This window comes from Roseibium sp. (genome assembly GCF_965276855.1).
In the GTDB taxonomy this organism is placed as follows: domain Bacteria; phylum Pseudomonadota; class Alphaproteobacteria; order Rhizobiales; family Stappiaceae; genus Roseibium.
The window spans coordinates 1,703,659-1,724,377 of sequence record NZ_OZ255700.1; the positions used below are offsets into that span (position 1 = coordinate 1,703,659).

Annotated in this window: 18 protein-coding genes; 11 read left to right on the forward strand and 7 right to left on the reverse strand. The window is 56.4% G+C overall.

The window, feature by feature from the left end; genetic code table 11:
- Positions 1-26: 26 nt before the first annotated feature.
- Positions 27-1,922, reverse strand: a complete 1,896-nt coding sequence (gene mutL / locus ACQY4Z_RS07785; RefSeq protein WP_428528143.1) for a DNA mismatch repair endonuclease MutL — start codon at positions 1,920-1,922, stop codon at positions 27-29.
- Between the two features lie 112 nt (positions 1,923-2,034).
- Between mutL and ACQY4Z_RS07790 the strand changes: the two genes are divergently transcribed.
- Positions 2,035-2,910 carry a TIGR01459 family HAD-type hydrolase gene (locus ACQY4Z_RS07790; RefSeq protein ID WP_428528145.1) on the forward strand — a complete coding sequence of 292 codons (876 nt, stop codon included), beginning with the start codon at positions 2,035-2,037 and terminating at the stop codon, positions 2,908-2,910.
- Between the two features lie 110 nt (positions 2,911-3,020).
- Here ACQY4Z_RS07790 and ACQY4Z_RS07795 read toward each other — a convergent pair whose 3' ends face one another.
- Positions 3,021-3,953, reverse strand: coding sequence for a LysR family transcriptional regulator (locus tag ACQY4Z_RS07795; protein WP_428528147.1), 933 nt, complete (start codon positions 3,951-3,953; stop codon positions 3,021-3,023).
- A gap of 99 nt (positions 3,954-4,052) precedes the next feature.
- Here ACQY4Z_RS07795 and ACQY4Z_RS07800 point away from each other — a divergent pair, with 99 nt between their 5' ends.
- Positions 4,053-4,343: a putative quinol monooxygenase gene (locus ACQY4Z_RS07800; RefSeq protein ID WP_428528149.1), complete on the forward strand. Its 291-nt coding sequence runs from the start codon at positions 4,053-4,055 to the stop codon at positions 4,341-4,343.
- Between the two features lie 23 nt (positions 4,344-4,366).
- Positions 4,367-5,380 (forward strand): zinc-binding alcohol dehydrogenase family protein, encoded by a 1,014-nt coding sequence (locus ACQY4Z_RS07805; protein WP_428528151.1) that lies wholly within the window; start codon positions 4,367-4,369, stop codon positions 5,378-5,380.
- Positions 5,381-5,514: 134 nt separating this feature from the next.
- Here the strand turns inward: ACQY4Z_RS07805 and ACQY4Z_RS07810 are convergent, their stop codons facing one another.
- Both ACQY4Z_RS07810 and ACQY4Z_RS07815 read right to left on the reverse strand, forming a co-directional pair.
- Entirely contained in the window at positions 5,515-6,216 is a 702-nt protein-coding gene (locus ACQY4Z_RS07810; protein ID WP_209002308.1) for a protein phosphatase CheZ, read from the reverse strand.
- Between the two features lie 177 nt (positions 6,217-6,393).
- Positions 6,394-6,777, reverse strand: a complete 384-nt coding sequence (locus ACQY4Z_RS07815) for a response regulator (RefSeq protein ID WP_006935666.1) — start codon at positions 6,775-6,777, stop codon at positions 6,394-6,396.
- A gap of 253 nt (positions 6,778-7,030) precedes the next feature.
- Here ACQY4Z_RS07815 and ACQY4Z_RS07820 point away from each other — a divergent pair, with 253 nt between their 5' ends.
- Complete coding sequence (locus tag ACQY4Z_RS07820) at positions 7,031-7,477, forward strand: MaoC family dehydratase (protein ID WP_286182821.1); 447 nt, start codon at positions 7,031-7,033, stop codon at positions 7,475-7,477.
- Positions 7,478-7,482: 5 nt separating this feature from the next.
- On the opposite strand, the gene ACQY4Z_RS07825 is transcribed toward ACQY4Z_RS07820, so the two are convergent.
- Positions 7,483-7,629, reverse strand: a complete 147-nt coding sequence (locus tag ACQY4Z_RS07825) for a hypothetical protein (RefSeq protein WP_428528155.1) — start codon at positions 7,627-7,629, stop codon at positions 7,483-7,485.
- Between ACQY4Z_RS07825 and ACQY4Z_RS07830 the strand changes: the two genes are divergently transcribed.
- On the forward strand, positions 7,628-8,626 hold the full coding sequence (locus ACQY4Z_RS07830; protein ID WP_428528156.1) for a bifunctional riboflavin kinase/FAD synthetase: 999 nt from the start codon (positions 7,628-7,630) through the stop codon (positions 8,624-8,626). The two genes, ACQY4Z_RS07825 and ACQY4Z_RS07830, sit on opposite strands and share 2 nt — an antisense overlap.
- Positions 8,623-9,546: a DMT family transporter gene (locus ACQY4Z_RS07835; protein ID WP_428528158.1), complete on the forward strand. Its 924-nt coding sequence runs from the start codon at positions 8,623-8,625 to the stop codon at positions 9,544-9,546. Before ACQY4Z_RS07830 ends, ACQY4Z_RS07835 begins: the two co-directional genes overlap by 4 nt.
- Here the strand turns inward: ACQY4Z_RS07835 and ACQY4Z_RS07840 are convergent.
- Positions 9,506-10,738 carry a glycosyltransferase family 87 protein gene (locus ACQY4Z_RS07840; protein WP_428528160.1) on the reverse strand — a complete coding sequence of 411 codons (1,233 nt, stop codon included), beginning with the start codon at positions 10,736-10,738 and terminating at the stop codon, positions 9,506-9,508. The two genes, ACQY4Z_RS07835 and ACQY4Z_RS07840, sit on opposite strands and share 41 nt — an antisense overlap.
- A 382-nt stretch (positions 10,739-11,120) precedes the next feature.
- Between ACQY4Z_RS07840 and ileS the strand changes: the two genes are divergently transcribed.
- The 5 genes from ileS (at position 11,121) to ACQY4Z_RS07865 (ending at position 18,349) form a co-directional block, all read left to right on the forward strand.
- Positions 11,121-14,081 (forward strand): isoleucine--tRNA ligase, encoded by a 2,961-nt coding sequence (ileS, locus tag ACQY4Z_RS07845; RefSeq protein WP_428528162.1) that lies wholly within the window; start codon positions 11,121-11,123, stop codon positions 14,079-14,081.
- 18 nt (positions 14,082-14,099) lie between these two features.
- A complete protein-coding gene (gene lspA / locus ACQY4Z_RS07850) occupies positions 14,100-14,624 on the forward strand; it encodes a signal peptidase II (RefSeq protein WP_428528164.1) in 525 nt (174 codons plus the stop codon).
- A gap of 89 nt (positions 14,625-14,713) precedes the next feature.
- On the forward strand, positions 14,714-15,436 hold the full coding sequence (locus ACQY4Z_RS07855) for a hypothetical protein (RefSeq protein ID WP_133948426.1): 723 nt from the start codon (positions 14,714-14,716) through the stop codon (positions 15,434-15,436).
- A gap of 55 nt (positions 15,437-15,491) precedes the next feature.
- Entirely contained in the window at positions 15,492-17,009 is a 1,518-nt protein-coding gene (locus ACQY4Z_RS07860) for a M16 family metallopeptidase (RefSeq protein ID WP_428528167.1), read from the forward strand.
- A 2-nt stretch (positions 17,010-17,011) separates the two neighbouring features.
- On the forward strand, positions 17,012-18,349 hold the full coding sequence (locus tag ACQY4Z_RS07865) for a M16 family metallopeptidase (RefSeq protein ID WP_428528169.1): 1,338 nt from the start codon (positions 17,012-17,014) through the stop codon (positions 18,347-18,349).
- A 173-nt stretch (positions 18,350-18,522) separates the two neighbouring features.
- Here ACQY4Z_RS07865 and ACQY4Z_RS07870 read toward each other — a convergent pair whose 3' ends face one another.
- On the reverse strand, positions 18,523-20,031 hold the full coding sequence (locus ACQY4Z_RS07870; protein ID WP_428528171.1) for an EAL domain-containing protein: 1,509 nt from the start codon (positions 20,029-20,031) through the stop codon (positions 18,523-18,525).
- Between the last annotated feature and the right edge of the window lie 688 nt (positions 20,032-20,719).

Below are 20,719 nucleotides of genomic sequence, written 5' to 3' on the forward strand. Positions count from 1 at the left end.
GTACGGGACGGATTTCCCACCGGCTGTTACTTGCGGCCGAAAAGCTTTTCGATATCGCTGAGTTTCAGTTCAACCCAGGTCGGGCGCCCATGGTTGCACTGCCCAGAAAGTGGTGTTGCTTCCATGTCGCGCAAGAGCGCGTCCATTTCTTCCGGCCGCATGCGGCGTCCGGCCCGGACCGAGCCATGACAGGCCATCGTGGCGGCAACGTGGTCAAGTTTCTCCCGAAGAGTGTCGGCGGTCTCCCACTCCGCCAGTTCATCGGCGAGCGTGCGCACCATGCCCTGAATGTCCATGTCGCCAAGGATTGCTGGTGTTTCGCGAACCGCGATTGCACCCGGCCCAAAAGCCTCAAGCGACAAGCCGACCTTTTCCAGATCCTCCGCGCGTTCCGCCAGTCGGGCCGCATCTTCTTCCGGCAAGTCGACAACCTCCGGGATCAAAAGGATCTGCCGGGCAACATCCTTTTTGGCCAAGGCCTCCTTCAGGCGCTCATAGACAAGCCGTTCGTGCGCTGCGTGCTGATCGACGATAACAACGCCATCTTCTGTTTGCGCGATGATGTAGGTTTCATGGACCTGTGCCCGCGCGGCGCCAAGTGGCAGCTCGGTTTTCTCCGAGGCCAGCGGAACATCATGTGCCCTTGCATCGGCTGACGGTGTGGCCAACGCAGAAAAGCCGTTCTGGACCTCTGAAATCCGGTCCTCAGCAAACCCCTGCATAGGATTTGTCGCCGTCTCCAATGGCCGAAAAGCCTCCGGCGCCCAGCGCTCCGCTGTTGCCGTTGCACCGAACCCATGCGCACTTGCCGATCCGCTCGCTGCAGAACCGTAAGCGGGAGCAGTGGCACCGGATGGCCATCCCGGCTGTGGAGATTGTTTTCGAAGCGCGTCCAAGGCGACGGCTGCGTTGGACGTCGACGACCGGTGCCCCGCTTGGACCAGCGCATGTTTGATCGCCCCGACAAGCAGGCCGCGGACCAACTGCGCATCGCGAAAGCGCACATCGGATTTGGCCGGATGGACGTTCACGTCCACCAGTGCAGGATCCAGATCAATGAAGAGAACCACCACCGGATGACGATCGCGCGCAAGAACGTCTGCATAAGCCCCGCGCAAACCGGACAAAAGCAGCTTGTCCTTCACAGGTCGGCCATTGACAAAAAAGAACTGATGCTGGGCATTGCCCCTGTGATGGGTGGGCAAACCAGCATACCCGGTGAGCCGGACCCCTTCCCGCGCCGCATCAATCTCCATGGCGTTGTCGACGAAATCGGGCCCTAAAATCTGAGCGATCCGGGCCAGATGCGGCTCGTCTCCGCGCGCTGCCGGCCAGGATTGCGGCTGACGGTCGGCACCGGACAGTGAAAACCCGATTTGCGGATAGGCAAGCGCAATCCGCTTGACGATCTCGGTGATGGCGGCGGCTTCCGCGCGGTCGGACTTCAAGAATTTCAAGCGAGCCGGTGTTGCAAAGAACAAATCACGGACTTCAACCTGGGTGCCTTTTGAGCGGGCGGCAGGCACAATCGGCTGTTCCTTGCCGCCTTCCACGGCGATTGCCCAAGCGTGGTCTTCTTCGCCGTGGCGGGTCTGAATGACGAGACGGGCCACGGAGCCAATCGACGGCAACGCCTCCCCCCGAAACCCGAGCGTGCGGATATCAAACAGGTCATCATCGGAAATCTTGGAGGTGCAGTGACGGCGGATGGCCAGCTTGAGATCGTCCTGACGCATGCCGGCCCCGTCATCGGCGACCCGCATCAGCGTTTTGCCGCCCGCGGCGGTAACGATGTCGATTTGCGACGCCCCGGCATCAACGGCGTTTTCAACCAGCTCCTTGATCACGCTGGCAGGCCGTTCAATGACCTCGCCGGCGGCGATCTGATTGATCACTTGTTCGCCAAGTTGCCTGACCTGCATGAATTGCCCTTTGATTGGTTCCGTTTGGCGCGCGCTTCGGATATGGTCCGCGCCGGATTTACTTCGATTCCGTGCAATCCTATCAGATAATTTCTCATCCGAGTGAGCCGCCATGACCGTTTCTGCACCGCTTCTTGTTGACGGGCTCCATGCCCTTGCCCCGCAGTACAAAGGGATCTTGTGCGATGTCTGGGGCGTGCTGCACAACGGTGTATCCGCCTTTGAAGATGCGCATATCGCATTGCGGCGCTTCCGGGAAGAAACCGGTGGCCATGTGGTTCTGATCACGAATGCCCCGCGGCCGGCAAAATATGTCGCTGAAATGCTGACGAACATGGGCGTGCCGGAAGAGGCTTACGACAGCATCGTCAGCTCAGGCGATGTCACCCGCGAAGTCTTGGAAGCGCAAGGTTCCAAGACGCTGCTGCACATCGGACCGGACCGGGACCAGCCGCTCTATCACAATCTGGAAGCAACCTTCACCAGCGTTGACGAGGATGCGGAAGCCATCAGCTGCACCGGTTTCCGCGATGACGAGACCGAAACGCCGGACGATTACCGGGAGCGCTTGGAAAAACTGGCCGCCCGCAATCTTTTGATGATTTGCGCCAACCCGGACATCGTTGTGGAACGGGGCGATCGCTTGGTCTGGTGCGCGGGGGCCCTCGCCCGCCTTTACGAAGACCTCGGCGGTGAAGTTGCCATTCTCGGCAAACCGCACGCGCCGATCTATGAGGCGGGTCTGCGGCGTTTGGCCGAGCACGCCGGGACAGCAATCGCAAAGGAAGATGTTCTGGCCATCGGCGATGGCCTGCCGACCGACATTCGCGGCGCGGTGTCCCAGGACATCGACGTTCTGTTCATCACCGCCGGCATTCATGCTTCGGATTTTGGACCGAGCGAAGCCCCGGAAGAGCACCTGATCCGCAAGCGCCTGATCGAAGAAGGCCTGCGCGCCCGCGCCGCCATCCCGCGGCTATCATGGTGAGGGGCTGAACTGGGCGAAATTCAGGCTCGTGTTGCGGTATGAAGGACCAGCCCGCGGGAATTGCGCGGTAGCGGAATTACGCTTGAACGGGAACTTAATTCATATTTGCCTTAGCTATACGTCTCAATATTCGAGCGAACACTCGACACGTCAAAGCGGGAAACCGGAACTATCCTGCGAAGGTGGTCAGCAAAAGCCGTAACACGTCGCGGCTGTGCTCTTCCTGGCGGGAACATCATTTGGAGCGGGTTCGGCTGCGGCAAATGCTCAGACAGCAAAGATACCAAGTCTCCGGATCGAATGTCTTCGGCGACATCCAGCTCGGACTTTAAAACAATGCCGTGTCCAGCCAAGGCCCAGGACCTGATGAGCCAGCCATCGTTGACAACCCGGCTCCCACGAACTGTTACACGTTTCTTTTTTGATTTTTTGCCGAATTCCCAAACATTGTCCAAGGTCTCTCCAAAGCGCATGACAAGACAATTATGGTTCATCAGATCTTCAGGGGTTTTCGGGGTACCATGCCTCTTCAGATATTCAGGTGCAGCACAGATAAGGCGTTGAAAAGACCCAAGGCTCCGCACCCTTAGGGTCGAATCTGTCACGTTGCCAAAACGAACCGCCATGTCAAATCCTTGACCGACGAGATCAACGTATCCGTCCGACAAGGATAGTTCGATAGAAACTGCAGGGTTTTCTTCTGTGAATGCCGATATCGCCCGTGAGACGATGCTGCGGCCCAGATCGACAGGCGCTGAGATGCGGATCAACCCGGAGAGGGTCTCGGCCCCATGACGAATGCGTGTGTCGAGATCTGCAACTTCAATCAGAACCGCCCGTGCACCGGTAACAAGCGTACGGCCCTCCTCCGTTAAGCTGATGGACCGTGTTGTGCGATTGAACAACACCACGCCGTAATGAGCTTCGAGTGCAGCCAGGCGTTCGGAGACAGTGGTCGTCGATATTCCGGTTTCGCGGGCAGCTGCCGCGAGACTGCCCTTCTCCGCGATGATCATGAACAATCGAAGATTATCGAGAAGCATTAGCCGATATTTCCGGATTATGTTTTCGGAGAACGCCTGTTTATCCCGGATAAGCGGCCTCGTAAATTGCAGCTTGAGGAACAAAAAGGGAAGTTTCCAATGACTAAGCTGACAATTGTCGCCAACATCAAAGCCTACCCGGACAAGATCGGCCTGGTGAAGGCTGAGCTTCTCAAGCTCATCGACGTCACCCGCGCCGAACAAGGGTGCGTCAACTACGACTTACACCAAGACAACGATAATCCAGCGCACTTCATGTTTTATGAGAACTGGGAAAGCCGTGAGTTGTGGCAGAGCCACATGGGTGCGCCACACCTGGCAGCATACATGGAGGCCACGGATGGTGCTGTTGAAGAATTCACGCTGAACGAGATGACCATCATAGGCTAAGCGCCAGATCAAAGGAGCACGCCATGAAAGCAGTTGGATATCTTGAAACTGGGCCGATTGACCGGCCCGACGCATTGATTGATTTCGAGACTGAAACGCCAATGGCATCGGGTCATGACCTCTTGGTGAAGGTCGATGCGATCTCCGTTAATCCAGTGGATACTAAAATCCGCCAGCGGCGTGTACCCACGAACGGGAAACCCGATATCTTGGGCTGGGATGCCGCCGGTGAAGTTGTTGGTTTAGGTGACGCTGTCGCCAATTTCTCGGTAGGTGATCGTGTTTTCTATGCGGGTGCGGTGAACCGGCCGGGCGCAAACTCCGAGTTCCACCTGGTGGACGCAAGGATCGTTGGCAAAGCGCCAAGCTCAATACCTACCGATGCAGCCGCCGCTATGCCGTTGACGAGCCTTACCGCCTACGAAATGCTGTTCGACAGATTGCGGATAAACGAAGCGATCCCCGGCGGCAACAACACGCTTTTGGTCATCGGCGGAGCGGGTGGTGTGGGGTCCATTACCATCCAGCTGGCTCGTGCTCTTTCAAATATGACAATCATCGCGACCGCTTCGAGACCGGAAACGAAGGCATGGGTAGAAGAGTTGGGGGCGCATCACGTTATCAGTCACGCCGAGGCCCTCGGGCCGCAGATCGATGCTCTGCGCGTCGGTACCGTCGATTTCGTGTACTCGACGACCCATTCCCATCTTTATTCCGCAGAAGTTTCAGAGATCATGACACCACAGGGCCGGTACGGGCTGATTGACGATCCCGACACCTTCGACATTATGCCCTTCAAGTCCAAAGCGATCTCGGTCCATTGGGAGTTCATGTTCACACGCCCGATGTTTGGAACAAGTGACATGCAACGCCAGGGAGACATATTGAATGAAGTTGCGTCCTTGATTTATGCAGGCGCAATCAAATCGACGGTCGCCGAGAGCTTTGGCAAAATCAACGCTGCAAACCTTATGAAGGCCCACGCTTTGCTTGAAAGCGGAAAGTCTAAGGGCAAGATCGTGTTGGAAGGATTCTGAGAGGCCTTACCGGCATTTCGCTCAACATTCTCATCCGAGTAGCGGTCTCGTTTTCGCCCTGGCAAGTCTTTGATGGAACAACAAAAAGGCCGCCCAAGGGAGCGGCCTTTTTTCAATTCTGTGCCCGGCGATGATCAGTCGAACAGTTTGTCGATGTCTGCCTGGCTGTCGCCCAAAAGCGCGTCGATGTCATTTTGGGAAACGCCTTCGCCGGAGTGCTGCGGTCCGTGAAGGATCAGCTCCCGCTTGCGGCGCTCTTCATCGGTTTCCTCGATCTCGGCTTCAAAACTCGCCGGGATGCGCAGCTGTTCAATGAAGGACGTCACCCGCTCATCAATGAAGCGCAGAGTTTCGACCACCTTTGAGATCCGCTGACCGGTGATATCCTGGAAGGTACAGGCTTCGAAGATGCCGATCATCTTGTTGCTGACAAGGTCCTGGTAGGCCTCGGAATCACTCGGATCCGCAGCCATGATTTCTTCGGCGGCTTCCATGATGGTGTTGGTCGCGTTCTCGGTCGCTTCAACGATGGCGTCAAGTTCGCGGCCGGCATCCGGGATCTTGTTGCCGGTCATATCATTCGCACGAAGCGCGGAAATCTCCTGCTTCATGCGCGTGATTTCTTTGGCAATCGCCGTCAGCTCTTCCGTAACAGCCGGCTGAACTGTCGACAAAAAGTCGTGCATGGACCCCGACATGACTTCGGCAAGATGCATGACATCGTTTAAGGAAACTTCCCCATCCCGGGTCTTGTTTTGTTCCAGGAAATCGATGATCTGCGCGACATTTTCTTGTTTTATTTTGGCCATGAGATCCAGCCTTTCAATGGTGTCCATTGCTAACCGCCGCCTCCAAACAGCAGATGCCGAGCTCTTGAAAACCGGCAATAAAACATTTTTGGCGCAATTGTCCGGCTGCAGCCTGCCTGCCCAGCCCGACTGCTTAACTTGAAAAAGAATGCCGGCAACGGCGGAGAAGGAGACGCACACCGGTCCCCGCCAAGCCAAAGTGTTTTAGTCGGAGAAGACAGCCTCAATTTTCCCTTTCAATGTCTGCGCATTGAACGGCTTCACGATGTAGTTGTTTACACCGGCTTTTTTTGCTGCAATCACGTTTTCGGTCTTGGATTCAGCTGTCACCATGATGAACGGTGTTTTGCTGAGGGAACCATCGGCGCGAACCTGCTTCAGCAGTTCGTAACCGGTCATCGGCTCCATGTTCCAGTCCGAGATCACAAGACCATAGCGGCGCTGCTTCATTTTTTCCAAGGCTTCGGTGCCGTCCGCAGCGTCGTCAATGTCTTCGAAACCGAGCTGTTTCAGAAGGTTGCGAATGATGCGAATCATCGTCTTGTAGTCATCGACCACGAGGACCGGCATCTGAAGATCAAGGGCCATTGTCTACTCCATACTGTCAAGGTGCGCGGCCCCTGGCCGTGGGCCGTTGGAAACGCGTTATGACTTCGAAGGAGAGCGACACATTCATTTGTGTCCTCACCTCCCCACACTCAACGCAAACTAACGGCAGCAACTGAAAAGACCGTTAATAACAGACACTTTTTTTCTTCACCGAAAGCATAATTGTCAGAATTCCCGGGCGCGCTTAGCGTCCAACGCACAAAAAAACGGGATATACAGGGCCGAAAACATCATGCTGGAATTGCAAAAACTCTGTTTCGAAGATCTCACTGTCGGCATGACGGAAGAACTCGTAAAACATGTCAGTTCCTCCGACGTGGTGGGCTTTGCCGAAGTCTCGGGCGACAGAAACCCGATCCACCTCTCTGAGCATTTTGCAGCCAGAACGCCGTTCAAAACGCGGATCGCGCACGGCCTTTATACCGCAAGCCTGATTTCCGCTGTTCTTGGCACCCGCCTGCCCGGGCCTGGCGCGATCTACTTGTCCCAGACCTTGAATTTCAAGGCACCGGTAAAGATCGGCGATGATGTCACGGTGACCGTGCGCGTCGAAGAACTGATGGAGCGCGGCAACAGGGCCCGGCTGTCCTGCATTTGTAGTGTTGAAGACACCGTGGTGCTTGAAGGCGAAGCTTTGGTCAAGGTTCCGAGCAAAACCGAAGACCGCTCCCGGCTTTGATCTGATCAAACCCAGTTCAATTTCATCATGAGAGCAGCTTGACCTTTTTTGGTGTTGGCGGCACGTTCCACGCGGCTTGGATCCCGCGGATTTTCTTCCTCTGTTCCACGACGCCAAAAACGAACGCCACCTTGCGCATAGGTCAGCTGCATGAACCGCACCCCATCCTCTGAGTTTCAAATCGCCGAATCGCTGGAGAGTTTTCCTTCCAGTCTCAAAGGCGGTGTGGTTGCGATTGGCAATTTTGACGGCGTACACCGTGGCCACCGGGCTGTTCTTGACGCTGCCCTCGGACTTGGCCGCGGAACGCATCACCCGGTCTTTGCTATGAGTTTCGAGCCGCATCCGCGCACCGTGTTCAATCCGGCCAGACCCGTGTTTCGGTTGACGCCGCCGCCGCTCAAGACCGAAATGTTGCGCGTCTGCGGTCTTGATGGTGCGCTGATCCTGCCGTTTACAAAAGACTTCGCAGCTGTCGAAGCCAACGCATTCGTTCAAGATATTCTGATCGACACGCTCGGCATTTCCCACGCCGTTACCGGCTACGACTTCCACTTCGGCCGCGCCCGCCAAGGCACCCCGGACTACTTGCGCGCTGCCGGGGCTGAGCACGGCTTTGGCGTGACAATCGTCCAGCGCGAAGAAGACGAGAATGCTGACGTGATTTCGTCCTCGCGCATCCGGGACAACCTTGCGACCGGCGACATGGCCGAAGCGAATGCCCTCCTCGGCTACCGGTGGTTTTTCGAATCGCAAGTCCAGCATGGCGACAAACGGGGCCGGGATCTCGGCTACCCGACCGCAAATCTTCGGATGCCGGAAGATTGCCCGCTGCTGCAAGGCATCTACGCCGTCAAGGTCAAGGTCGGAGATGATTGGTATGGCGGCGTTGCCAGCTATGGAAGACGGCCGACTTTTGACAACGGTGCCGCAGTGTTTGAAGTCTACTTGTTCGACTTCAAAGGCGACCTTTATGGAAAGACCTTGCGGGTGCACGTGGTCTCTTATCTTCGAGGTGAGGCAAAGTTCGACAGCGCCGAAGCGCTTATAGCTCAGATGGACCGGGACAGTGAAGAAGCGCGTGCGGCGCTGGCATCATTGCAGCCTTTGTCCGAAATCGATCTGAAACTCTTGGACTTCGAATCGTGAGACAACGGTCGCCTGCGATCGACGTCAGCGAAAATCCGTTACAGGCAATCCTTTTGATGTCCAGCGCGATGCTGATCGTGCCTGTGATGGACATCATCGCAAAATACCTTTCGTCCTCCATCCATCCGCTAGAAGTCACCTTTGGCCGGTTTGTCTTTCAGTTTCTGGTCAGCTTGGCGTTCGCGCTGATCTTGTTGCGCTTGCCACGCCCTGGTGGACAGCAACCCTTCGTGAATTTTCTGCGCGGGATTTTGCTGGCCTCCGCGTCGCTGTGTTTCTTCATCGCGGTGAAGTACATGTCGGTCGCCACAGCCATCTCGATCTTTTTTGTCGAGCCGATGATCCTGACGATCCTTGCAGCCCTCATCTTGAAAGAACCCGTTGGCCCCCGGCGGATCGGTGCGATTGCCGTCGGTCTTGCGGGCGCGCTCATTATCTTGCGGCCAAACCTTGCCGAGATCGGCCTTGTGAGCCTGTTGCCGGTCGCAACGGCCGTGCTGTTTTCCTTCTATCTGCTGCTCAACCGGCTGTACCCCGTCCGGGATGATCTGCTGACGATCCAACTGAGTGCCGGGCTGGCCGGGAGCCTCTACCTGGGCGTCATACTCATCGCGGCCACCACGCTCGACGTGGGAGATGTCACCTTTGTCTGGCCGAACGCTTCGCAAGCAGGGTTGTTGGCCTTGATTGGCCTCATTTCCTTCTGTGCCCATGGACTTGTGGTCGCTGCGTTTCAACGTGGCAGCGCGAGCCTGCTTGCCCCTCTGCAGTACCTGGAAATCGTAAGCGCGACCTTGTTCGGGTTTCTGGTGTTTGCCGATTTCCCGGATTTGCTCACATGGGTTGGTATCAGCCTGATTGTTGGCAGCGGTCTTTACATCACGCACCGGGAGCGGGTGAGGAAACAGGCGGCCGAATAGAACCCGCAACGTTTGTCCGTCTATGTTCCCATTGCTTGTAGTAGCGATGCGTCAGGAACATGGTCAATAAAACCGGAGCGCTGCCCAGGGGGATCCCGGTATAATCAGCAACTGCGCGTGCCGACAGGATAAGAAGCACGATCAAAACATAGAGCGCTGTGTCAAAGGGCATCAGATTGCCGTTACCGGCATGGCGCGCGAGAAACAGAACCGGGACGGCCAGAATGATGTACTCGTAGGTTAGCATGTAAGGGGACGCCAAGAGGCTCGCCGCGACAAGCCCGGCCGCTTTCAATGCGAATGGCGCGTCACTCCACCAAAGACGCACGATCCAAACAAGGCAACCTGCCGCGAACAGGAGTTGGGCCAGCATTGCGGCTTGATCTGGTAACCCAGCCATCCTCAGACCGGCATAGATCGACAAATACTTCCAGTATTCGACGAACTCCTGATTGAGGAGCGTTGCCGCAAATCTGCTTTGCTCAAAAAACGCCAGCCAAATCTCAGGCCCGAATGCAAACGCTGGCAGCGCCGCCAACACCACGGTGGTCACTCCGGCGGCAATGAAGGTTGTCCAATAACGTCCTGCCAAAAGAGCGAATGGAATGAGAACACCGACTTGCGGCTTATAGGTCATGCAGCCAATCAAGATACCGGCCAGGATATAGCGTTTGCCGCCCAGCGCTGCCAATGCCCCACCGAACAACGCAGCTGTCAGAAAACTGTTTTGGCCATGGATCAGAACACCCAGAACACCTGGAAAAGCGCAGGCGATCAACGCGCCTTTCCAGCTCCCCCAAATACAACGGCCCGCGAGTGCCAGCGCACCCAGGGTCAGGGAAAAGAACAGAATATGCGAAAGCCAGTTGGGGAATAGCCCGAACGGCACCATGGCAAGCAGATAGGTCGGCGGGTACATGAACGGCAAATAGCCGTGTTCGGCAAAAAAGCTGTCCGCGACCAGCCGGAATGCATCGTTATCGTAGACGTCGAATGGAGTGCCAGCCAACACGGTAACGGCCGCTAGCCAGTAACAGATGTAATCGCCCAAAAGGAACAGGCCGTGCACGGCGTCGCGGTAATGGGCTTCTTGAAAGTGGTACCCAGCCATCCCGATAAGATAGAAAATCGGCGCGAGCCGCAAAAACACATCGATCCGGTCGGGTGTCAGGATCGTCTCAAGGTGTTTCAATTTCTCCATCCGGTCAGCCGTGAATTTTGAACTCGGGTTCCACTTCGCCCAGATATGCCCATCAATTCTTGCAGAACCGCTAATTTTGACATGCTCGGGGCGGATACTTGGATGCGGAGACAGCCGTGCCTCTGATCAAATCCCTTGCCCCTCTTTATTCCTTGCCGAACTGCTGCTATGTCCCATGCCATGCAAAAACAGGTTGTCTTCCGCCCCTGGATGAAGGTGGCGTACATCAAGCGAATTACCGGCCCGGCCCTCGGCTGACGCAATTGCGGCGCCAGGGACCGGGATAAGCCTCGTTCGACTGCCGTCATTGTGCCGGCAGACAATTCATGAAAATTGACTGCGGGCCTCGTCCCGCTGACCGGATCGACCACCGATGACCGACGCACCAAAACGCGACTATTCTGAAACGCTCAATCTGCCGAAAACCGAATTTCCGATGCGGGCCGGCCTTCCCAAAAAAGAGCCGGAAATCCTGGCACGCTGGGAAAAGCTGAACATCTACAAGACGCTGCGGGATCAGTCCGCAGGACGCGACAAATTCATCCTGCATGACGGCCCTCCTTACGCCAACGGCAACATCCATATCGGACATGCGCTGAACAAGACCCTGAAAGACATCGTCACCCGGTCGATGCAAATGATGGGCTATGACAGCAACTATGTTCCGGGCTGGGACTGCCATGGTCTGCCGATCGAATGGAAGATCGAGGAGCAATACCGCGCCAAGGGCAAGAACAAGGACGAAGTGCCGATCAACGAGTTCCGCAAGGAATGCCGGGACTTCGCCGATCACTGGATCGGCGTGCAACGCGAGGAGTTCAAACGCCTTGGGATTGAAGGCGACTGGGACAACCCGTACCTGACCATGCGCTTTGAAAGCGAAGCGGTCATTGCACAGGAACTCATGAAGTTCGCCATGTCCGGCCAACTCTACCGCGGCTCCAAGCCGGTGATGTGGTCCGTTGTCGAAAAGACTGCGCTGGCTGAAGCGGAAATCGAATACCACGACTATCAGTCCGACCAGATCTGGGTGAAATTCCCGATCGTTGAGGCCGGAGGCACCGATGAAGCTGCAGCCGAGCAGCTGCTGGATGCCTCCGTAGTCATCTGGACGACCACTCCGTGGACCATCCCGGGTAACAGGGCCGTGTGCTTCTCGTCCCGGATCAACTACGGTCTTTATGAAGTAACCCAGGACGGCCTGCCGGATGACAACTGGGTGCAAAAAGGTGATCTTCTGATCCTCGCCGACGCACTTGCCGGCGACGTCTTCAAAAACGCTCGCATCGAGGACTTCAAACTGGTCCGCGCAGTGTCTCCGGATGAGATGGCCGCGCTCACGCTGGCGCACCCATACCGGGACATGGATCTCGGCGGCTATCAGTTCGATGTGCCGCTGCTTGACGGCGACCATGTCACAGATGACGCCGGTACCGGTTTCGTACACACGGCTCCAGGTCACGGTGCGGACGACTTTGAAATCTGGATGGCAAACGCCAAGGACCTTGATGATCGCGGCATCGACACCGCAATCCCCTTCACGGTCGCCGACGACGGCTTCTACACCAAGGATGCGCCAGGCCTGGAAGGCAATCAGGTCATCACGCACAAGGGTGAAAAGGGAAAGGCAAACAAAGCCAACATCGAGTATCTGAAGCAGGCAGGCGCTCTGATCGGGCTTGGCCGCATGAAGCACCAGTATCCGCATTCATGGCGCTCCAAGAAACCGATCATTTTCCGCAATACGCCACAGTGGTTTGTCTATATGGACAAGACCTTGTCCGGCGAAGGCGACACGCTGCGCACAAGGGCCCTCAAAGCAATTGACGAAACCCGTTTCGTACCGGTTTCCGGTCAGAACCGCTTGCGCTCGATGATCGAAAACCGTCCGGACTGGGTCCTCTCCCGCCAACGCGCCTGGGGCGTGCCGATCACGGTCTTCATCAACAAGGACACATCCGAAGTCCTCAAGGATGAAGCGGTCAATGCGCGGATCTATGAAGCGTTTGTGCAAGAAGGTGCGGACGCCTGGTTTGCAGAAGGCGCAAAGGAACGCTTCCTCGCAAACGACCACAAGGCTGATGAGTGGGACATGGTCATGGACATCCTGGATGTCTGGTTCGATTCCGGGTCCACCCATGCCTTCTGCCTTGAAAAGCGTGAAGACCTCAATCCGCAGCGCAAGACTGCCGGCGGCAAGGATTACGTGCTCTATCTAGAAGGTTCGGACCAGCATCGCGGCTGGTTCCACTCCTCGCTTCTGGAAAGCTGCGGCACCCGCGGTCATGCACCATATGATGCGGTCCTGACGCACGGCTTCACAATGGCCGAAGATGGACGCAAAATGTCCAAGTCGCTCGGCAACCAGGTGTTCCCTCAGGACATCATCAAGCAATACGGCGCGGACATCCTGCGTCTTTGGGCAGCGTCATGCGACTATTCGGAAGATCAGCGGATCGGTCCGGAAATCATCAAGACCAGCGTCGACAGCTACCGCAAGCTGCGGAACACACTCCGCTGGATGCTGGGTTCCCTGGCGCATGCGACCGGCGAAGACGTTGCACTCAGCGACATGCCGGAGCTGGAGCGCCTGATGCTGCACCGGCTTGCAGAGCTTGATGCCATGGTGCGCCAGGCCTACGCCGATTACGACTACAAGAAGATCTTCCACCAGCTGTTCACATTCATGACGGTGGAACTGTCGGCGTTCTATTTCGACATCCGCAAGGACGCGCTTTATTGCGACGCCGGGTCTTCCAAACGACGCAAGGCATCTCTCTATGTCATCGACAAGTTGTTCAACAGCTTGGTGACATGGATGGCACCGATGCTGCCGTTTACGATGGACGAAACCTGGGTCTCCCGCTACGGCGAAGAAACATCTGTACATCTGCAGCAATTCCCGGCGGTTCCGGCAGACTGGAAAGACGATGCGCTCGCGGAGAAGTGGGCCAAGATCAAAACGGTTCGCCGTGTGATCACCGGTGCTCTTGAGATCGAACGTCGCGAGAAGCGGATCGGCTCCTCTTTGGAAGCGCATCCTGTTGTTCACGTGACCGATCCAGACCTCATGGCTGCGCTGGAAGGCCGGGATATGGCTGATATTGCCATCACCAGCCAACTCACCCTGAGTTCGGATCCGGCTCCGGAAGGCGCGTTTTCGCTGGACGATACCAAGGGCGTTGCGGTCGTACCCGCACTTGCGGAGGGCACCAAATGCGCCCGGTCCTGGAAGATCCTGCCAGAAGTCGGAACAGACCCGGATTATCCAGACGTGACACCAAGGGACGCCGACGCGCTGCGTGAATGGGACGCAGCCAACGTTGCCGCATAACGGATCGATGAGACCTTGATGACAAATGGCAGTGATAACTCAGATCACCCCGCAAAACCGACCTATGTCTGGGGCGGCTTAAGCTGGCTTGTTCTGTCTGTCGCTGCCATTTGCCTTCTTCTGGATCAAGCAACCAAGATCTGGTTCGTCCATGGCTTTGATCTTGCCGCAAACGGCCCCGTAAGGGTCTTACCGGTTCTGGATTTTGTTCTCGTATGGAACCGCGGCATCTCTTACGGCCTTTTCCAGCAAGACAGTGATTTGGGCCGCTGGTTGCTTGCCGGTTTCACCATTGCAGCGACGATCGCACTGTGGATTTGGTCGACCCGCGTCGATTTGAAGCTTCCGGCTCTTGCACTTGCCCTAATCATCGGCGGCGCAATCGGTAACGGTGTAGACCGGATTGTTTACGGAGCTGTGGTCGACTTCGTCCACTTCCACGTCGGCACGTTCTCCTGGTACGTGTTTAACCTAGCTGACGTGTGGATCGTTGCAGGTGTCATCGGTCTCCTGTATGACAGTTTCGCAAACGGTCCAAATTAAGCCGCAAATTAGCGGTTTATGGGCTGGACCCGTTATTTTCTGTTTGGCAGTGGTCAGACAGTGTCCGATTTCTTGAAGGATACGTTGTGGTGCGCACGCTCGGCGATTTTATCTCCAAAGGCCTCCTGCTCGCAGCAGTGACAGGCCTCGCAGCTTGTCAGGCAGCCGACGGAACGACCGTTGCTCCCGATACGGCTTTGGTGAACAACATCATGTCGGGCCTTGGCGCTGTCGATCCGAACAAAAAAGAGATCGAGTACAAACCACGCGCTCCACTTGCCATGCCGGCCGACAACACTACGTTGCCATCGCCGTCCACCGAAGTTGCTGGTGCAGGGTCACAGAATTGGCCCGAGCAACGCAACGAAGATGAGATGAACGCCCTGCGGGATCGCTACAAAGTCGCCACGGACCACCGCGGTGACCTGAAGCGGCTTACACCAGAACAGATGGCAGGAATTGAAATCGTCGGTGTTGAACGTCCTGCGTCGACACCGGAACTGCGGGCAGCATCCGATCCGGATACTGCGCTTGGCCCGGGCAAACGTCTGTCACCGGAACAAATGAAAATCGAGTCAGAGCGGTTTAATGCGCTGAAACAGCAGCAAGCCGGCACACAGACGGCTGGCGCTGCGCTTCAGCGGCAATACCTGATCGAGCCGCCTGCAGCGTACAGCACGCCGTCTGCCGACGCTCCGATGCCATCGACAGAAATCGAAGTGAAGAAAGAATACGTGAAGGTACAGCGGGACCACGAAACGAACCGCCTCGATCCAAGATGTATGGCGGGCGAATCCAAATACTGTAACTAACTCATCACGCCAAATTACAGACATTTAATGAGGCCTCCGATCCATTCGACCCTATATGGGGTGTTTGGGCCGGAGGCCTTTTCGTTTGGGCATACAACAGGAGCTCCCCGTGATTGGATTGCGCCAACCAATACCGATACTCAGTTTTGACCCCGCATTGCGCAGCACACTTTTGGCAAGCCTTTTATCCGCCACGCTGCTTGCCGTTCCGCTATCCGGCGTAACCCTGTCCAAGGCAAACGCTTTGGAAGTCACGCAAGACGAAATTGTCATCGCGCCGAACCTGGAGCGTTTCGTCCTCGACAATGGACTGGAAGTGGTTGTGATCCCTGATCGCCGGGCTCCCGTTGTCACGCACATGCTTTGGTACAAGGTCGGATCGGCCGATGAGCCCGAAGGTCAATCCGGTGTCGCTCACTTCCTGGAACACCTGATGTTCAAGGGAACCGAGGACCATCCGGACGGTGAGTTTTCAAAAATCATTGCTGACCGCGGCGGCCAGGAGAACGCCTTCACCAGCTACGATTACACCGCCTATTTCCAACGTGTTGCAAAAGAACACTTGCCGCTGATGATGGAAATGGAGGCGGACCGGATGGAAAACCTCGTTCTCAGCGACGCAGTGGTCGCGCCCGAACGGGACGTTGTATTGGAAGAGCGGCGGGACCGGGTTGAGAGCGATCCCGGGTCACGCTTGCGGGAAGCGATGAACGCCATCACGTTCGTAAATCATCCCTACGGATCGCCTATTATCGGTTGGCAGAATGAGATCGAAGCTCTCAACAAGGATGCAGCAATCGCGTTCTATGACCGTTTCTACACCCCGAATAACGCCGTGCTTGTCGTCGCAGGTGACGTAGAGCCAGCTACCGTTCTGGATCTCGCCCAAGATACATATGGCAAGGTCCCGCGCCGGGCAGAGCCGGGCGAGCGTCTTCGTCCTGCGGAACCGCCGCTTGCCGGAGAACGACGGATCGCGGTCACAGATCCGCGGGTCAGGCAAGAGGCGATCTCCCACACATGGATCGTGCCGAGCCAGACAACTGGCGAAGGCCGGACACCGGAAGCGCTGGATATTCTGTCCTACGTCTTGGGTCAGGGACCATCCAGCCGTCTCTATAAGGCCCTTGTGCTGGATGCTGGCCTCGCCACAAGTGCCGGCGCCTATTACCAGAGCACAGCCCTGAACAGCGGACGTTTTGTTGTCTACGCTTCACCGCGGCCCGGCCATACGCTGGAAGACGTCGAAGCGGCTGCAGCGCAAGAACTGAGCAAGTTGCTGGAAGAGGGCGTGACCGCAGAAGAAGTCGATCGGGCAAAACGTAGCATGATCGCGAGTTCGATTTACGCTCAAGACAGCCAGACTGGCCTTGCAAGGCTGTTCGGTGCGGCCCTCACAACCGGCATGGAAGTCGAAGATGTCCAGACTTGGCCAAGCCAAATCCAAGCTGTCACACCCGAAGACGTTGAAGCTGCTGCGAGAGACTATCTGACCGCAACACCTGTGACCGGGGAACTCAGAAGCCCGCAATCAAACGCCGACACCGCCAATAAGTCCGGCAAGGAGTCCTGATCATGAGATTCCAAAACGTATTCCCCACTACCCCGGCCCTGTTCGCATTCGTGTTAGCCGTTGTAGCGCTCGCAGTGCGTCCATCTTTTGCTGTGGAAGTGGAACGGGTCATCAGTCCGAAGGGCATCGAAGCATGGCTGGTTGAAGACCACACGGTGCCGATCATTGCCCTAAACTTCTCCTTTGAAGGCGGCTCGGCTCAAGATCCGGCAAACAAAGCCGGTCTGACACGCCTTCTTGCCGCGACAATGGATGAGGGCGCAGGTGACCTGACCTCTGAAGACTATCAGGCACGGCTTGAGGAGCTGGCCGTCAGCGTCAACTTCAGCACTGGCAAGGACAGGTTCTTCGGCAGCATGCGCACTCTGACCCAAACGCTTCCCGAAGCGACGGAGATGCTCGCACTCGCCCTGAACGCACCGCGGTTCGATGTTGAGCCAGTTGAACGCATGAAAACCCAGCTGATCACCCGCGCTAAGCGGAATGAGACCAACCAGGATGCCATTGCGGGCCTTGCACTGTCGAAGGCTGTGTTCGGCGATCATCCTTATGCGCAACCAACGCTTGGTACATCTGAGACACTGGAGGGCCTTCAACCGAATGACTTGAAAGCGCACAAGCCCAAGCTCATTGCAAAGGACGGGCTCAAAATCGGTGTTGTTGGCGCGATTGATGCTGAAACCCTGAAGTCAGTCCTGGATACAGTCTTTGCAGGTTTGTCGGAGAAAGCCGACCTCAAGCCAATCGAAGAGCTCACCCCGCGAACCGGAGACAATGTCGAAGAGTTCCTCGATGTACCGCAGACAACGATCCTATTATCGCTGCCAGGTTTGAAGCGGGACGATCCGGACTATCAAGCAGCGTTTGTCATGAACCACATTCTGGGCGGTGGAACCTTCACCTCCTGGATGTATCAGGAAGTACGGGAGAAGCGCGGCCTCTCTTATGGCACAGGCACGTCCCTTTCGCCTTACAAGCACACAGGCGTTCTCATTGGTTCTGCCTCAACAAAAGCAGAGCGTTCATCCGAGACCGTCGACGTCATGCTGGCTCAGCTAAAACGGATGGCCGAGGAAGGACCGACAGAAGCCGAACTTGCAAGTGCCAAACGGTTTCTGACCGGTTCCTACGCGCTCCGGTTTGACAGTTCCGGAAAAATCGCCCGGCAGCTGGTTGCGCTTCAAAATGCCGGTCTTGGCATTGATTACTTCGACCGGCGCAACAGTGAAATCGAGGCTGTCACTCTGGACGATGTCAACCGGGTCGCCCAGCGCCTCATAGCGGGTGTCGAACCGACAATTATCCAGGTCGGCCCTAACAACCCACCTGCAACCGACTGACCTGAAGGCCAGAATTTAGACTTCAAAACAAAATAAGCGGCGGTACTTTCCCGCCGCTTTTTATTTGGGGCTCGTCGTGAAGAAACCTATCCGTGACGCTAAGCTAATGGCTCTGCAAGAACGCCTGCGCCACGCGGTTGGCGGATCACGGACGGCTTGATACCGGAGCTGGTTTAGCCTACCGCTTTTTTGCGTGGCGCCGGTGTGCCTTGCAAGACTTCCGCCCGCACAGGCCGCGGCGGTGAGAAGAGGTTGCCCTGGGCCAGTTTTACGTCGAAGTCGAGAAGCTCAAGCACCTGGGACTCGGTTTCAACGTGATCAGTGATCAGTTCCATTCCATAGCGGTGCAGCAGATCCCCAAAATCGGACGGGTGAATGTGACCGTGATTGGTTTCCCGTCGGCCGATCAGATAATCCGCATTCAACTTGCCATACTTGAAGCCACGGCCCGCCAAGCTGTTGAAGTCCATTCTCATGTCGTCAATCTGATCAACAGAGAAGCGGAAACCGGATTCATAAAGCGCTGCAAGGCTTTCCAGCTCAACCGCGCCCATCTGAGCGATATCGGATTGCGAGAACTCGAAAATCAGGGCGTCTGAGAACTCACGGTTGGACCGGACAAATTCCAGGAAGCCGGGAAAGAAAGTATTGTCCGACAACGACAATGAAGAGATGTTGCAAAACAGGACAGCGTTGCGATTGCGCGACATCAGCCTGCGGATAACCTGAACCGACCGGAACAGAAGCAAGTTGTCGATGCGGGCGATGTGTCCGGAGCGAACGGCTTCGGGCATGAAGGCTTGCGCCTCAATGGAATCGCCATTGGCGTTCCGCAGGCGAGTAAACGCTTCGTAGTGCTTCACCTGACGCTGAGGCAAACTCACAATCGGTTGCAGAAAAAGTTCAACGCGGTTTGCATTCAGCGCCGATGTGATGAGCTCATTCATGGCCGGGTTGGGCCCTGGCTTGGTCGAGCGCTCCGCAGATGGTTCAGCCGGAAGATCGGCAAATCCTTCATCGATTTCGCGCGCACCGGCACCACTATCCGGCACACGACCATCGCGTGGCACGTGCACGCCATAGCGACGGTCCAGCTCAGACATATCACGATGGGTCGGAACGACGCCGTCATTGTAAGGGCCAGGTTGCGGCACTTGCGGTGGCGCGTAAGGAGTATGGTGCGGTACTGGCGCTTGCTGCGGGTACTGACCCGGATGAGCTTGACCTTGGCCGTTGGTCTGCGGATATCCTTGGTTTGGCTGCTGAGGCGGCTGGTATTGTGGCAAACTCTGCATGGGTGGCGGAGGTGCAATGGCCTGCTGATCCTCCACCTTAGTTTCAAGGTCAGACATGGCTTCAGCCATCTGCTTCACCAGAGTGCCGAGCACTTCGACTTCTGCAAACAACGGGTCGATTTCGGCCCGGGTCCGGCGCGGCATCGTGTGTTCCATGCCAGTAAGGCGGCCTTCCAGATTGCCGACATCCTCGTCGAGATCCGTCATGCGCTCTTCAAGGCGCTCTACGGCGTCGCTCACAGCGCCGCGGTCTCGCGACCGCCCAATCAGCAGATGAACAAGAATCATCGTGCACATTAGCGCTAGCGACAGGGACACGGCTTCACCAAATGGACGGCCAAATTGGAAAATCAGCACCGCTGCCGAAGACAGCGCGATGATCACCATGCATATCGCTACAAATATGGTCGCAGTTCGGCCCATTTGGTACTGAATCTACCCGATACGAATCAAAAAAGACTGGTTAATCATGCCTTAAGACAGCGCAGCCTCCGAATCCGTAAGCTGCTGGAAAACCTGTTTTTGGCGACTTGTCCCCGACTATGCGTGCAATGCGGCTCTAAAAAGACCCGCACACCAATTCAATTGCCCGATATCTCTCGCGCGTTCCGCATTGAATGGAACCACCTTGCCCCTTTTTCGGCAATTAAGAATTGAAATCAAATGCTCACGTCATAGAATTTCCTAACGCAAGCTTCATGTCTACAAGCAATCTCGCTGGAGCGGAGAGGCGTTCTATAGGCCCGTGTCAGGGCAATCACTACGGTTTGACCCGTTCGAAGAAGGTGCAACCACAACCGACACACACCTTGCATGCTTCTAGGGAGGCCCTGCTCGTTCCGCAAATCTGGAACTGGAGGATCCGAGCGGTCTATCCACCTCATCACAAGCTTTGCTCACGAGCCGTGCCCCCATGTTTGGGTGGTTCATAAACACAGTCTTCCAACCGCGATATCCACTTGGCTGGATTGTCGTTGCGATTGCAGCTTGTTTCCTGGCCGGTTCTTGGGCAGGCAGTGAATAACTTCCGCGTTTCAATCCCTTTCCGGGCAAAAACTGCATTTTGCGCTTTGTG